General features: G+C 71.8%; 14 protein-coding genes and 1 pseudogene. 8 read left to right on the forward strand and 7 right to left on the reverse strand.

From position 1 onward, the window contains the following. Positions 1-696 (reverse strand): ArsA-related P-loop ATPase (locus K6I34_RS17000; protein ID WP_229327035.1); only part of this gene is annotated, 696 nt, incomplete at its 3' end. A 419-nt stretch (positions 697-1,115) separates the two neighbouring features. On the opposite strand from K6I34_RS17000, the gene K6I34_RS17005 reads away from it, so the two are divergent. The 5 genes and pseudogenes from K6I34_RS17005 to K6I34_RS17025 all read left to right on the forward strand — a co-directional run. Further along, positions 1,116-1,274, forward strand: coding sequence for a DUF4177 domain-containing protein (locus K6I34_RS17005; RefSeq protein ID WP_003967454.1), 159 nt, complete (start codon positions 1,116-1,118; stop codon positions 1,272-1,274). Beyond that, positions 1,271-1,735, forward strand: a complete 465-nt coding sequence (locus K6I34_RS17010) for a RidA family protein (RefSeq protein ID WP_229327037.1) — start codon at positions 1,271-1,273, stop codon at positions 1,733-1,735. Before K6I34_RS17005 ends, K6I34_RS17010 begins: the two co-directional genes overlap by 4 nt. 140 nt (positions 1,736-1,875) lie before the next feature. After that, positions 1,876-2,799 carry an NUDIX hydrolase gene (locus K6I34_RS17015; RefSeq protein ID WP_229327039.1) on the forward strand — a complete coding sequence of 308 codons (924 nt, stop codon included), beginning with the start codon at positions 1,876-1,878 and terminating at the stop codon, positions 2,797-2,799. Further along, complete coding sequence (locus tag K6I34_RS17020) at positions 2,796-3,626, forward strand: MBL fold metallo-hydrolase (protein WP_229327041.1); 831 nt, start codon at positions 2,796-2,798, stop codon at positions 3,624-3,626. Before K6I34_RS17015 ends, K6I34_RS17020 begins: the two co-directional genes overlap by 4 nt. Positions 3,627-3,936: 310 nt before the next feature. Further along, positions 3,937-4,143: pseudogene (locus K6I34_RS17025) on the forward strand (hypothetical protein); the annotation flags it as partial. 245 nt (positions 4,144-4,388) lie between these two features. On the opposite strand, the gene K6I34_RS17030 reads toward K6I34_RS17025, so the two are convergent. Beyond that, positions 4,389-5,063 (reverse strand): Crp/Fnr family transcriptional regulator, encoded by a 675-nt coding sequence (locus K6I34_RS17030; protein ID WP_229327043.1) that lies wholly within the window; start codon positions 5,061-5,063, stop codon positions 4,389-4,391. Between the two features lie 286 nt (positions 5,064-5,349). Here K6I34_RS17030 and nth point away from each other — a divergent pair, with 286 nt between their 5' ends. The 3 genes from nth to K6I34_RS17045 all read left to right on the forward strand — a co-directional run bounded on the left by nth (position 5,350) and on the right by K6I34_RS17045 (position 8,337). Further along, positions 5,350-6,327, forward strand: coding sequence for an endonuclease III (nth, locus tag K6I34_RS17035; RefSeq protein ID WP_374230946.1), 978 nt, complete (start codon positions 5,350-5,352; stop codon positions 6,325-6,327). Between the two features lie 43 nt (positions 6,328-6,370). After that, on the forward strand, positions 6,371-7,057 hold the full coding sequence (locus tag K6I34_RS17040) for a CoA pyrophosphatase (protein WP_229327045.1): 687 nt from the start codon (positions 6,371-6,373) through the stop codon (positions 7,055-7,057). 80 nt (positions 7,058-7,137) lie between these two features. Continuing rightward, complete coding sequence (locus K6I34_RS17045; RefSeq protein WP_229327047.1) at positions 7,138-8,337, forward strand: MarP family serine protease; 1,200 nt, start codon at positions 7,138-7,140, stop codon at positions 8,335-8,337. 144 nt (positions 8,338-8,481) lie between these two features. On the opposite strand, the gene K6I34_RS17050 is transcribed toward K6I34_RS17045, so the two are convergent. The 5 genes from K6I34_RS17050 to acs all read right to left on the reverse strand — a co-directional run bounded on the left by K6I34_RS17050 (position 8,482) and on the right by acs (position 14,039). Next, positions 8,482-8,697: a hypothetical protein gene (locus K6I34_RS17050; RefSeq protein ID WP_229327049.1), complete on the reverse strand. Its 216-nt coding sequence runs from the start codon at positions 8,695-8,697 to the stop codon at positions 8,482-8,484. Between the two features lie 162 nt (positions 8,698-8,859). Next, positions 8,860-9,861: an alpha/beta fold hydrolase gene (locus K6I34_RS17055; protein WP_229327051.1), complete on the reverse strand. Its 1,002-nt coding sequence runs from the start codon at positions 9,859-9,861 to the stop codon at positions 8,860-8,862. Next, entirely contained in the window at positions 9,858-10,346 is a 489-nt protein-coding gene (locus K6I34_RS17060; RefSeq protein WP_229327053.1) for a phage holin family protein, read from the reverse strand. The genes K6I34_RS17055 and K6I34_RS17060 overlap by 4 nt, the downstream gene beginning before the upstream one ends. Positions 10,347-10,427: 81 nt before the next feature. After that, on the reverse strand, positions 10,428-11,825 hold the full coding sequence (nhaA, locus tag K6I34_RS17065) for a Na+/H+ antiporter NhaA (RefSeq protein WP_229327056.1): 1,398 nt from the start codon (positions 11,823-11,825) through the stop codon (positions 10,428-10,430). Positions 11,826-12,071: 246 nt separating this feature from the next. Beyond that, the gene (gene acs / locus K6I34_RS17070) at positions 12,072-14,039 is read right to left on the reverse strand and encodes an acetate--CoA ligase (RefSeq protein ID WP_229327058.1); all 1,968 of its coding nucleotides are present in this window, start codon (positions 14,037-14,039) and stop codon (positions 12,072-12,074) included. Positions 14,040-14,217: the final 178 nt, after the last annotated feature.

Raw genomic sequence — 14,217 nt, forward strand, 5'->3', positions numbered from 1 at the left:
GGTCTCGTCCAGGACCCCCGTGCGCACCATGTTGATTACGACGCCACCGACTGGCAGCTGGGCGGACCGGATCTCCGCGATGCCGTCCACGGTCTCCTGGACCGGCATCTCCTCCAGCAGCGTCACGAAGTGCACCGCCGTCTGGGGCGACTTGAGGACGCGCATGACCGCCTGCGCCTGATTGTGGATCGGGCCGATCCGGGCCAGCCCGGCCACCTCGTCGTTGACGTTCAGGAAGCGTGTGACGCGTCCGGTCGGCGGGGCGTCCATCACCACGTGGTCGTAGACGTAGCGGCCCGTCCGGTCCTTGCGGCGCACCGCCTCGCAGGCCTTGCCGGTCAGCAGGACGTCGCGCAGGCCCGGCGCGATGGTCGTCGCGAAGTCGATCGCGCCGATCTTCTTGAGCGCGCGGCCCGCGCTGCCGAGCTTGTAGAACATCTGGAGGTAGTCCAGGAGGGCCCGCTCGGCGTCGATGGCCAGGGCGTACACCTCGCCGCCCCCGCCCGGGGCCACGGCGATCCTGCGCTCCTCGTACGGCAGTGCCTCGGTCTCGAAGAGCTGCGCGATGCCCTGCCGCCCCTCGACCTCGACGAGAAGCGTGCGCTTGCCCTCGGCGGCGAGGGCAAGCGCGAGTGCCGCGGCGACCGTGGTCTTGCCGGTTCCGCCCTTGCCGCTGACGACATGGAGCCTGCTCATGGTCGGGAGCCTAATTCGTCGGCAACGGCCGTGTGGCGCCAGGTGGCGACAACTGGTCGTTCGAATGGCGGGGTCCGCCGTGCCCGTCGGGGGTGTGCCGCCAGGGCGGCCCAGGAGGTCCGGGCCCTGGTCGCGTGCTTCGCTCCGGACGGCTGCCACGGCGTCGCCCGGCCGCTGCTGCACCTCATCGAAACCGGTCCGAATCCCGCGCTGTATCCCGTGCTGCCCACGCCTCCTGCGCGGCATGCGGCGCAGACGTGCGGTGCACTGTGCCGGCGCTCGGCGCAGACGTGCGGTGTGTTCGGTGCAGACGCGCGGTTTCCCGGCAATGTGAGGCGCCCTGCGATACGAATGCCGTCCGGCCGGTCGCCGCGCGGGCTACGCGCGGGGGCGTCGGCGTCAGGCATTACAGTCGGGCCATGACCAAGTGGGAATACGCGACTGTGCCTCTGCTCGTACACGCGACCAAGCAGATTCTGGACACCTGGGGCGAGGACGGCTGGGAGCTCGTCCAGGTCGTGCCCGGACCGAACAACCCGGAGCAGCTGGTGGCCTACCTGAAGCGGGAGAAGGCGTGAGCGCCGTCGAGGCGCGGCTCGCCGAGCTGGGGCTGAAGCTGCCCGACGTGGTGCCGCCGCTGGCCACGTACCAGCCCGCCGTACGCTCCGGCGCGTACGTCTACACCGCCGGGCAGCTCCCGATGGTCAATGGCTCGATTCCGCTGACCGGCAAGGTCGGTGCCGAGGTGAGTGCCGAGCAGGCGAAGGAGCTCGCGGCGACCTGCGCGCTCAACGCCCTCGCCGCCGTGAAGTCGGTCGTCGGCGACCTCGACAAGATCGCCCGGGTGGTCAAGGTCGTGGGCTTCGTCGCCTCCGCGCCGGACTTCACGGCGCAGCCGGGCGTCCTCAACGGTGCCAGTGAGCTCCTGGGCGAGGTGCTGGGCGAGAAGGGCGTGCACGCCCGCTCCGCGGTGGGTGTGGCGGTGCTGCCGCTCGACGCCCCGGTGGAGGTCGAGATCCTGGTGGAGGTCCGGGACTGATCCCGGCGCTCCCGCTGAGCGCTCCCGCTCAGCGAGTCCGTCGGGGCGCTGTGGCATGTGGTGGTGCTCCCGCCCCGGCTCACAGGAACCTCGCTCCAAGAACCCTCGAACATCCGCGCGTGAGCGCATAGCATCCGGCCATGTCGACTTCGAACGGCCAGTGGTACCCGCCGGAGTGGCCGGACCGGATCAGAGCGCTCGCCGGCGGGAAACTCCGTCCCGTGGTGCCCAGGCGCGCCGCGACCGTGCTGCTGCTGCGTGACGGAGTCGGCGGCCCCGCCGTCCACATGCTGCGCAGACGCGCCTCCATGGCCTTCGCCGGAGGCGCGTACGCGTATCCGGGCGGTTCCGTCGACCCGCGCGACGAGCGCGAGGTGCCGTGGGCCGGACCGTCGCCCGACGCGTGGGCGCGCCGCCTGGGCGTGGACGCGGCGGGAGCCCGGGCGATCGTGTGCGCCGCCGTCCGGGAGACCTTCGAGGAAGCGGGCGTGCTGCTGGCCGGGCCGACGCCCGGCACCGTGGTCGCCGACACCACCGGCGCCGACTGGGAGACCGACCGGGCCGCTCTCGTCAGCCATGAGTCGTCCTTCGCGGACCTCCTCGACCGGCGCGGTCTCGTGCTGCGCAGCGACCTGCTCGGCGCGTGGGCGCGCTGGATCACCCCGGAGTTCGAGCCCCGCCGCTACGACACGTGGTTCTTCGTCGCCGCGCTCCCGCAGGGGCAGCGCACGCGCAACACCTCCACCGAGGCGGACCGTACGGCCTGGATACACCCCGCCGAGGCCGCCGACGGCTACGACCGCGGCGAACTGCTGATGATGCCGCCCACCATCGCCACGCTGCGCGCCCTGTGCCCGTACGGTCGTGTGGACGAGGTGCTGCGTGCCGCGGGTGACCGGGATCTCACCCCTGTCCTCGCGCGGGCGCGGCTCGTCGGCGGCGAGATCGTGCTGAGCTGGCCGGGGCACGACGAATTCACCAAGCACGTCGCCCACACGGCTCCGGGGACGCCGGAGCCGCACGACCCCACGGGAAACCCGCGAGCTTCGGGAGCCGATTCATGACCACCACAGCCGACCTCCCCGGCAGGCCGCGCGACGGCGCCATCGGCGGTGCCGCGACCGCCCGCGCCACCTGTGTGCTCGCGCCCAACCCCTCCGCGATGACGCTGGACGGCACCAACACGTGGATCCTCGCGGAACCCGACTCCGAGCTGGCCGTCGTCGTCGACCCGGGTCCGCTGGACGAGGCCCACCTCGCGGCGGTCGTCCGGGCGGCCGAGGCGGCGGGCAAGCGCGTCGCCCTGACCCTGCTCACCCACGGCCACCCCGACCACTCGGAGGGCGCGGCCCGTTTCGCCGAACTGACGGGCACGCACGTACGCGCCCTGGACCCCGCGCTGCGCCTCGGCGGCGAGGGGCTCGGCGTGGGCGACGTCATCACCACCGGCGGGCTCGAACTGCACGTCGTCCCCGCGCCCGGCCACACGGCCGACTCGCTGGTCTTCCACCTCCCCGCCGACCGCGCCGTCCTGACCGGTGACACGGTCCTGGGACGCGGCACCACGGTCGTCGCCCACCCGGAAGGGCGCCTCGGCGACTACCTCGACTCGCTGCGCAGGCTCCGGCAGCTCACCGTCGACGAAGGCGTGCAGACGGTGCTGCCCGGCCACGGCCCGGTGCTGGACGACGCCCGGGGTGTCATCGACTACTACCTCGTGCACCGGGCGAAGCGGCTCGCCCAGGTGGAGACGGCCGTCGAGAGCGGCCACCGCACGCCGGAGGAGGTCGTCGCCCACGTGTACGCCGACGTCGACCGCTCGCTCTGGCCCGCCGCGGAGCTGTCGGTGCGGGCGCAGCTGGAGTACCTGGGCGAGCACGGGCTGATCTGACGGCGGAAGCGGAAGCGGCGAGTGGCGAGTGGAAGCGGCGAGTGACCTCGTTCTACCGGTGCGCTCTGCGGGTGCGGCTGCGGGCCTGCTGCTGGGTGAGCGCAGCGGACTGTGGGCCGATTTCGTGGCCGTGAGTTCCGTCCTGTACGCCGTTTGGCAGCGGAAACTGGGCTTCTGCGGCGCGGATGCCGATGGCATACCGGGCGGGTCAGTCGGACCGGCCCCGAGTCCCTCGTTCCTGACGACCACGAGGACACATGAGGAATGGGGAACAGGGACCGCGAGGGAGAGGGAAAGGAACTCCACGACCATGTCCGAAGCCGCCAAGCGCACCGCGCGCACCGTCCTGCAGACGGCGGTCGCCATCGCGGTCGTCCTGCCCGCGGTGGTGCAGGCGTCCGGTATCCCGTCCGCCCTGCCGTGGGTGGCGGGCGCGCTCGCCGTCGCGGGCGGGCTGACCCGGGTGATGGCGCTGCCGGGGGTGCAGGCCGTGCTGCCCGGCTGGTTGCGCACCGACGCGGCCGCCCGCCGGGACGACGAGTTGTTCGCGCTGGCAGCGAGGGGGAACTCCGCCGGGCGCGGCATGAAGCACGCCGCCCGGGCCGGCGGGGGCGACAGCAGGCTCTGACGCAGCTGCGCGCTGCGCACAGCGCGCGTATGCCGAAAGGCCCCCGCCGGTTTCCGGAGGGGGCCTTCGACGCGTTCACAGGCGCGTGACGTCGAGCGCGCGCCGGGAGCGTACGTCCCGGGCGCGGCGGAGCGTCAGCGGGACCGCTTGGCCAGGCGCTCCACGTCGAGGAGGATCACCGCGCGGGCCTCCAGGCGGAGCCAGCCGCGGCCGGCGAAGTCCGCGAGGGCCTTGTTGACGGTCTCGCGGGAGGCGCCCACCAGCTGGGCGAGCTCCTCCTGGGTGAGGTCGTGCACCACGTGGATGCCTTCCTCGGACTGCACGCCGAACCGGCGGGACAGGTCCAGGAGCGCCTTGGCGACACGGCCGGGGACGTCGGAGAAGACCAGGTCCGACATCGAGTCGTTGGTGCGGCGCAGGCGGCGCGCGACGGCCCGCAGCAGCGCGGTGGCCACCTCGGGGCGGGCGTTGAGCCAGGGCTGGAGGTCGCCGTGGCCCAGGCCGAGCAGCTTGACCTCGGTGAGGGCGGTGGCGGTGGCGGTGCGCGGTCCCGGGTCGAACAGCGACAGCTCGCCGATGAGCTCACCCGGGCCGAGGACGGCGAGCATGTTCTCGCGGCCGTCCGGCGAGGTGCGGTGGAGCTTCACCTTGCCCTCGGTCACCACGTAGAGGCGGTCGCCGGGGTCCCCTTCGTGGAACAGGGCCTCGCCCCTCGCGAGGGTGGCCTCGCCCATGGAGGCGCGCAGCTCAGCGGCCTGCTCGTCATCGAGCGCCGCGAAGAGCGGGGCGCGCCGCAGAACGTCGTCCACGAGTTCTCTCCTTGTCGACATGCACAGAGGACCGTGGTCCCCATGATGCCCGTCGGTAAAACTGTGTGATCAAACACAAGTGTCGCCCATCGTCGACCGAAGCCCTACGGCAGGGGTCCGATTGGGCTGCGGTTTTCCTGCGCACGGGCCGGATGTCAGTGCTGGGCTCTAGTCTGGCCGGGTGTCCAATACGCCGGTGAGAGCACAGGGCAAGGGGGCCGGGAGGGTGACCGGGGCCCGTAATTCTGCTGTGGGCGAACGCGTGTCCGCGAAGAGGGCGAAAGCCGTGAGCGAGAGCAAAACGTCGGGGGAGGCCGGGCCGGTGAAGGCCGTCAGGAAGGCGACCGTCGCCAAGGCGACGACGAAGAAGAAGGCCGCCGGGACCCCCGCCAGAACCGCGGCCGGGACCCCCGCCAAGCCTCCGGCCAAAGCCTCTGCCGATGCCCCGGCCAAGACCTCCGCCAAGACCGCGGCCAAGCCCCCGGCCTCCCCCGCCACGGGCGAGTCCCGCACCGCGCTCGTCCGCCGCGCGCGCCGGATCAACCGCGAGCTGGCCGAGGTCTACCCGTACGCGCATCCGGAGCTCGATTTCGAGAACTCCTTCGAGCTCCTGGTCGCCACGGTCCTCTCCGCCCAGACCACCGACCTGCGGGTCAACCAGACCACCCCCGCCCTGTTCGCCGCCTACCCGACGCCCGAGGACATGGCCGCGGCCGATCCGGAGGCGCTGGAGCAGCTGATCCGGCCGACCGGCTTCTTCCGCGCCAAGGCCAAGTCGCTCATAGGGCTCTCCGTCGCCCTGCGCGACCGGTTCGGCGGCGAGGTCCCCGGCCGCCTGGAGGACCTGGTCACGCTGCCCGGCGTCGGCCGCAAGACCGCCAACGTCGTCCTGGGCAACGCCTACGGCGTCCCCGGCATCACCGTGGACACCCACTTCGGGCGCCTCGTCCGCCGCTGGAAGTGGACCGACGAGACCGACCCGGAGAAGGTCGAGGCCGTGGTCTGCGACCTCTTCCCGAAGAGCGAGTGGACGATGCTCTCGCACCGGGTCATCTTCCACGGGCGGCGCATCTGCCACGCCCGCAGGCCCGCCTGCGGCGCCTGCCCGATCGCTCCGCTCTGCCCGTCCTACGGGGAGGGCGAGACGGACCCGGAGAAGGCGAAGAAGCTGCTGAAGTACGAGAAGGGCGGACAGCCGGGCCAGCGGCTCAAGCCCCCGCCGGACTATCCGGGCCTGCCCGCCCGCCCTCTGGGCGGCGAGTAGCCCGCCAAGCGGCGGCGACCAGCGCACGTACGAGGGGAATCGCATGACCAGCACGTACGGCCGTGGGGCCACGGTCACCACGGAGGGACTGCCCGAGTGGCTCGAACCGGTGGCGCGCGTCGCGCAGACCATCGAGCCGCAGCAGCTCAGCCGGTTCCTGCCACCGGCCACGGGCGGCAGGCAGTCCGCCGTGCTCATCCTCTTCGGCGACGGCCCCAAGGGCCCCGAGCTGCTGCTCCTGGAGCGGGCGGGCACGCTGCGCTCGCACGCGGGACAGGCGTCGTTCCCCGGCGGCGCGCTCGACCCGGAGGACGGAGATCCGTCCGACGACGCCGCCCCGGTCCGCGCGGCACTGCGCGAGGCCCGGGAGGAGACCGGGCTCGACCCCACCGGAGTGCAGGTCTTCGGGGTGCTGCCCCGGCTGTACATCCCGGTGAGCGACTTCGTCGTGACACCGGTGCTCGGCTGGTGGCACGAGCCCAGCCCCGTCGGCGCGGTCGACGAGGGCGAGACCGCCCGGGTCTTCACCGTGCCCGTGGCCGACCTGTCCGACCCGGGGAATCGCGCCATGGCCAAGCACCCCAGCGGCCACATAGGACCGGCTTTCGGGGTCGAGGACGCGCTCGTATGGGGCTTCACCGCGGGCGTCATCGACCGGATCCTGCACTACGCGGGCTGGGAACGGCCCTGGGATCGGGCACGGCAGGTACCGCTGGACCAGTGGGCCTGACGGGCATGAGACGGTGACCTCGGCCCGCTCCCGAGCGGGCCGTCGCCACCGCCGACAACATCATTGCGAGGCATTTCCCGGTGAACGTGCTGGACGTCGTGCTGCTCATCGCTGCCGTGTGGTTCGCCGTCGTCGGCTACCGCCAAGGATTCGTCGTCGGAGTGCTGTCCGTCATCGGTTTCATCGGCGGCGGCCTCGTCGCCGTGTACCTGCTGCCCCTCATCTGGGACAGCGCCACGGGTGACGCCACGCCGGGGACCGCGGCCGCCGTCGCGGCCGTCGTCATCGTGATCGTCTGCGCCTCGGTGGGCCAGGCCGCCACCACGCACCTGGGCAACCGGCTCCGCCGCCACATCACGTGGTCCCCGGCCCGCGCGCTCGACGCCACCGGCGGCGCACTGGTCAACGTCCTGGCGATGCTGCTGGTCGCCTGGCTGATCGGCTCCGCCCTCGCGGGCACCTCCCTGCCGACACTCGGCAGGGAGGTCCGCACCTCCAAGGTCCTGCTCGGCGTCGCCCGGGTCGTCCCCGCGCAGGCCAACAGCTGGTTCGCGGACTTCAGCTCGGCCCTCGCGCAGAACGGCTTCCCGCAGGTCTTCGCGCCCTTCTCGACCGAGCCCATCACCTCGGTGCCCGCGCCCGACCCCGAGCTCGCCGAGAGCCCCGTCGCGCTCTCCGCCCAGCGCAGCATCGTCAAGGTCGTCGGCACCGCGCCGAGCTGCGGCAAGGTCCTGGAGGGCACCGGCTTCGTCTTCGACCAGCACCGGGTGATGACCAACGCCCACGTCGTCGGCGGCGTGGACGAACCGACCGTGCAGGTCGGCGGGCAGGGGCGGCAGTACGACGCGAAGGTCGTGCTCTACGACTGGAAACGCGACATCGCCGTCCTCGACGTGCCGCAGCTGGAGGCGCCCTCCCTGCAGTTCGCCGGGAACGACGCCGTGAGCGGCAAGAGCGCCATCGTCGCCGGCTTCCCCGAGAACGGCTCGTACGACGTGCGCGCCGCCCGCGTCCGCAGCCGGGTCCAGGCCAACGGCCCGGACATCTACCACCGCGGCAACGTACGCCGTGACGTCTACTCGCTCTACACCACCGTGCGCCAGGGCAACTCCGGCGGCCCGCTGCTCACCCCGGACGGCAGGGTCTACGGAGTGGTCTTCGCGAAGTCCCTCGACGACGCGGACACCGGTTACGCCCTCACCGCCGACGAGGTGCGCCCCGACGCCGTCAGCGGCCGTAGGGCCACCGAGCGGGTGAACACCCAGGGCTGCGCCCTCTGAGGCCCGCAGAGGGCCCTTCAGAGGCTTCCTGGGGTCACGCCGACCCCCGCCGCCGTCGCCGCCGACCCTCGCGCGGCACGGGGAGGTACGTGGCACGGGGGCTCGCGGCGCGGTCACGCACGCGGACGCCCGGCGAGCGCGCTGTCAGCGGCCGCGTGGGTGATGACGCAGCCGCGCGGACACCCAGCGGGCGCGGCGGCGGATGATCCGGGGAATGCCGATGACCGGCTCGTCGGCCCCGGCGCCCGGCCGGTGGTCGGCCCTCGCGGCCCGTTCGGTCACCTCGCTCACGGCCAGTGCGGCGTCGCCCTCGGCGGCGCGCTCCTGCGTCGCGTCACGGTAGTCGTGCGTCCAGCCCATACAGAGCTCTGTGCCCGTGCCCAAAGGTCGGTAATCGCCCCGGGGTCGCCCAATTGGCCTATGCGCCGGGCATGAGCCGTTCGAGGAACGGACGTTCCGGTGCGCTGGGCGGTACGGCCCGGCACCGGGCGCACGGGACCGGCGGCCGGATTCCGGATCCTCTCAGCGGTCCGGTTCCGGATCCCTGAGCCAGCTGACCAGTTCCGAGGAGAACGCCACCGGGTCCTCCTCATGGGGGAAGTGCCCGAGCCCGTCGAACAGCCGCCAGCGGTAGGGGGCCTCCACGTACTCGCCGGAGCCGGCCGCGCTGCGCGTACGCATCACCGGATCGAGCGAACCGTGCAGGTGCAGCGTCGGCACGCGCACGGGACGCTTCATGCGGCGGTTGAACTGGATGCCGTCCGGGCGGGCCAGCGACCGCACCATCCAGCGGTACGGCTCGATCGAGCAGTGCGCGGTGGACGGGATCGACATGGCCCTGCGATAGGTGTCGACGGCCTCGTCGTCCGGCAGCTGCGGTCCCGACCACTCCCGTACGAGCCGGCCCACCAGCGCCGCGTCGTCCGCCAGCAGCCGCCGCTCCGGCAGCCACGGCCGCTGGAACCCCCAGATATGGGCGCTCGCGGCGCTCTGCTTGGGGTCGGCCAGCATCGCCGACCGCCAGCGGCGCGGGTGCGGCATCGAGGCGACCGCGAGCCTGCGCACCAGCTTGGGCCGCATCACGGCCGCCGTCCATGCCAGATAGCCGCCCAGGTCGTGACCCACCAGCGCCGCGTCCGGCTCGCCGAGGGAGCGGATCACGCCGGTGATGTCGAGGGCGAGGTTCGCCGGGTCGTAGCCCCGGGGCGTGCGGTCGCTGCCGCCCACACCGCGCAGGTCCATCGCTACCGCGCGGAACCCGGCCTCCGCGAGCGCGGGCAGCTGATGCCGCCACGTCCACCAGAACTGCGGGAAGCCGTGCAACAGCAGCACCAGCGGTCCCTCGCCCATCTCGGCGATGTGGAACCGCGCGCCGTTCGCCGCGACGTCCCGGTGCGTCCAGGGGCCGTCGGGACGGACCACCGCCGCCCCGGAGACCGGGACCGGGACCGCCCGCGCCACCGGGGCGGCGGCGTGATCGGGCTCGGGTGACGCGGGCGCTGCGGAGGTATCGGGCACCGTCATACGGTCGAGCGTGTCACAGATGCGTCCGAACGGCCCGTGCCGACCAGCGGCTCGGGGTGCGGCTTGACGGTGCCCAGCACGGCGGCGGTCTCCTTCGCCGAGGCGATGGTCCGCTCGGGCTTGCTGACCTTCTTGAACTTCCGCACCGCCAGCAGCCCGAGCAGCGCCGCGATCAGCAGGAACGCGCCACCGACGATCAGGAACGACCAGGCGAGCCCCAGACCCAGGTTGTGGACGCCGTACGCGGCGGCGAAGCTCAGCACAGGCAGCGAGAACAGCGCGAGCACACCCGCCGCGGCGATCGCGCCGCCGCCGATGCCGACCCGCCGGGCGTCCTCGCGCAGCTCCGCCTTGGCCAGTGCGATCTCGTCGTGCACCAGTGCGGACAGCTCGGTCGTGGCCGTCGCCACCAGCTGGCCGAGGCTGCGGTTCACGCCGTCGGCGCCGTTCACCCCGGTCGCCGCACCGTCGTCGGCTGCGCTCATCGGCTGCTCCCTCATCGTCATCGCCCTCGTCATCTGCGGGTCCTCGTCCGCGGGTCTTCAGCGGATATGAAGACTCTCAGATCATGCCGGACCATCCTCCCCGGTGGTGCGCCCGGCAGCGACTTCGGCCAGTCGACGGTGCTCGGCGGCCTTCGCCTCGAGGATCGCGGCCATCCGGAGGTGGTACGCGGGATTGTCCTGCTCGTAGATGTCGGGGATGCCGTCCTGGTCCTCGTCGAGGTCCTCCGCGGCACACAGCTTCTTGTACTTGTTGTCGCGCAGCTTGAGCAGCACGCTCGCGACGGTCGCGGCGATCAGCGAGCCGAGGAGCACGGCCGCCTTGACCTCGTCGGTGAGGGACGCGTTCCCCGTGAAGGCGAGCTCGCCGATCAGCAGGGACACCGTGAAGCCGATGCCGGCCAGCGTGGCCACGGCCAGCACGTCCGGCCACTTGAGGTCGGGGTTGAGCTCCGCCCTGGTGAAGCGGGCGGCCAGCCAGGTGCCGCCGAAGACGCCGATGGCCTTGCCGACGACCAGACCGAGTACGACACCCAGCGTCTCGGGCCTGCTGAAGACGTCGGACACGGCACCGCCGGATATCGCCACGCCCGCCGAGAACAGGGCGAACATCGGTACGGCCAGTCCCGCGGACAGCGGACGCACGAGGTGTTCGATGTGCTCACCGGGGGAGTGCGCCTCGTCCTCGTGCCGCGTGCAGCGCAGCATCAGACCCATGGCGACGCCCGCGATGGTCGCGTGGACGCCGCTGTTGTACATCAGGGCCCAGTTGACGACACCCAGGGGTACGTAGATGTACCAGCCGCGCACCCCCTTGCGCAGGAGCAGCCAGAAGACGGCCAGACCCACCACGGCGAAGCCGAGGACGGCGAAGTTCAGCTTCTGCGTGAAGAAGATCGCGATGATCAGGATCGCGAAGAGGTCGTCGACCACGGCGAGGGTCAGCAGGAAGGCCCGGAGCGCCGAGGGCAGCGAGGTGCCGATCACCGCCAGGACGGCCAGCGCGAACGCGATGTCGGTCGCGGTCGGTACGGCCCAGCCCGCGGTCGAGCCGCCGCCCGAGGTGGCGACGGAGAAGTAGACGATCGCGGGCATGGCCATGCCGCAGATCGCGGCGACGACGGGCAGGACGGCCGCCTTCGGGTCGCGCAGCTCGCCCGCGACCAGCTCGCGCTTGAGCTCTATGCCCGCCACGAAGAAGAAGACGGCCAGCAGACCGTCGGCCGCCCAGTGCTGGACCGAAAGATTCAGGCCGAGCGCACCGGGGCCGAAATGGAACGAGCGGACGGTCTCGTAGCCGTCGCGCAGCGGGGTGTTCGCCCATATCAGCGCGGCCACGGCGGCCACGAGCAGCAGGACGCCGCCGACGGTCTCGGTACGCAGGGCGTCCGCGAGGTAGTTCCGTTCGGGCAGCGGCAACCGGCCGAGGAAGACGGAACGGCGGTTCTTGGGCGCGGCCACGGCGGGACCTCCTGGGGGTCGTCGGATACACGTGTGCTGTGTGCCGACCAGACTTCCCGGCGCGCCCATGATTCTTGTCGCGTTCTTGACGCTACGACTCCTTACCTTAGCCCGAAAGAGTGAGGGGCACCCGGCGTGATGCCGGGTGCCCCTCGGAGGTCAGCACTGCTCAGAGGCTGTTCGCAGCCTGCTGGGCGGGATTTCGTACGGCGTTTTGTACGGGGTTTCGTACGGCTTCGGCCGTGGTCAGTCCTCGCTGGTCGTGGTGGGGAGCTGGGCCTGGATGAGGTCCATGACGGAGGAGTCGGTGAGGGTGGTGACGTCGCCGAGGGTGCGGTTCTCGGCGACGTCGCGGAGGAGGCGGCGCATGATCTTGCCGGAGCGGGTCTTGGGGAGTTCCGCGACGGGGAGGATGCGCTTGGGCTTGGCGATCGGGCCGAGCTGCTTGGCGACGTGTGCCCGCAGTTCCTCGACCAGGCCCTCCTCGCCCGGGTCGGCGCCCGCGCGCAGGATGACGAAGGCGCAGATGGCCTGGGTGGTCTGGGGGTCGGTGGCGCCGACGACGGCGGCTTCGGCGACCTTGGGGTGGGAGACGAGGGCGGATTCGACCTCGGTGGTGGAGATGTTGTGGCCGGAGACGAGCATGACGTCGTCGACGCGGCCGAGGAGCCAGATGTCCCCGTCGTCGTCCTTCTTGGCGCCGTCGCCGGCGAAGTAGGTGTTCTCGAAGCGGGACCAGTAGGTGTCGATGTAGCGCTGGTCGTCGCCCCAGATGGTGCGGAGCATGGAGGGCCAGGGCTCGGTGAGGACGAGGTAGCCGCCGTGGCCGTCGGGCACTTCGCGGGCGTCGTCGTCGACCACGGTGGCCGCGATGCCGGGCAGGGGGATCTGGGCCGAGCCGGGCTTGGTCGCGGTCACGCCCGGGAGGGGGCTGATCATCATGCTGCCGGTCTCGGTCTGCCACCAGGTGTCGACCACGGGGCAGCGGTCGGCGCCGATGTGCTTGCGGTACCAGACCCAGGCCTCGGGGTTGATGGGCTCGCCGACCGAGCCGAGGACGCGCAGGCTGGTCAGGTCGAACTTGGCCGGGATGTCGTCGCCCCACTTCATCGCGGCGCGGATCGCGGTGGGTGCGGTGTAGAGGATCGTGACCCTGTACTTCTGGACGATCTCCCACCAGCGGCCCTGGTGCGGGGTGTCGGGTGTGCCCTCGTAGAGGACCTGGGTGGCGCCGTTGCTCAGGGGCCCGTAGACGATGTACGAGTGCCCGGTCACCCAGCCGACGTCGGCGGTGCACCAGAAGACGTCGGTTTCGGGCTTGAGGTCGAAGACGGCGTGGTGGGTGTACGAGGTCTGGGTGAGGTAGCCGCCGGTGGTGTGCAGGATGCCCTTGGGCTTGCCGGTGGTGCCCGAGGTGTAGAGGATGAACAGCGGGTGCTCGGCCTCGAACGCCTTGGGGGTGTGCTCCTCGCTCTGGGCGTCGACCAGGTCGTGCCACCAGACGTCGCGGCCGTCGGTGAGGGTGATGCCCTCCTGGCCGGTGCGGCGCACGACCACCACGCTGCGGACGTTCTCGGTGCCGGGGCGGGTGAGGGCCTCGTCGAGGGCGGGCTTGAGCGCGGACGGCTTGCCCCGGCGGAAGCCGCCGTCGGCGGTGATGACGACCCGGGCGTCGGCGTCGTTGATACGGGTGGCGAGGGCGTCCGCCGAGAAGCCGCCGAAGACCAGCGAGTGCGGGGCGCCGATCCGGGCGCACGCGAGCATCGAGATGACAGCCTCGGGGATCATCGGCAGGTAGATCGCGACCCGGTCACCCGCCTTCACCCCCAGCCCGGTGAGGGCGTTGGCCGCCTTGGAGACCTCGCGCTTGAGGTCGGCGTAGGTGAGGGTGCGGGTGTCGCCGGGCTCGCCCTCGAAGTGGATGGCCACCCGGTCGCCCAGGCCGTTCTCCACATGGCGGTCGACGCAGTTGTACGCCACGTTGAGCCTGCCGTCGGCGAACCACTTCGCGAACGGCGGATTCGACCAGTCCAGGGTCTCGGCCGGCTCCGTCTCCCAGCTCAGGCGGCGGGCCTGCGCGGCCCAGAAGCCCAGCCGGTCAGCCTTCGCCTGCTCGTACGCCTCCGCCGTGACGTTGGCGTTCGCGGCCAGGTCGGCAGGCGGTGCGAAGCGGCGCTCCTCCTTCAGAAGGTTGGCCAGGCTTTCGTTGCTCACGACATCTCCCTTTCCCAGGGTGCCCGTTGCGTCCCGGGGCATAGCTCACCAGCCCGGAGGGGCGTCTGGCAAGGGTTGTAGGGAAAACTGGTTTAGACCTGTGTGGCGACGGGTTGTTCGAGGTCAGAAGGTGGATACGGGGATATGGCTGGCCCCGTTCCGGTTCTGGGGGCGCAGG

This window comes from Streptomyces sp. UNOC14_S4 (assembly GCF_020740835.1).
In the GTDB taxonomy this organism is placed as follows: Bacteria; Actinomycetota; Actinomycetes; order Streptomycetales; family Streptomycetaceae; genus Streptomyces.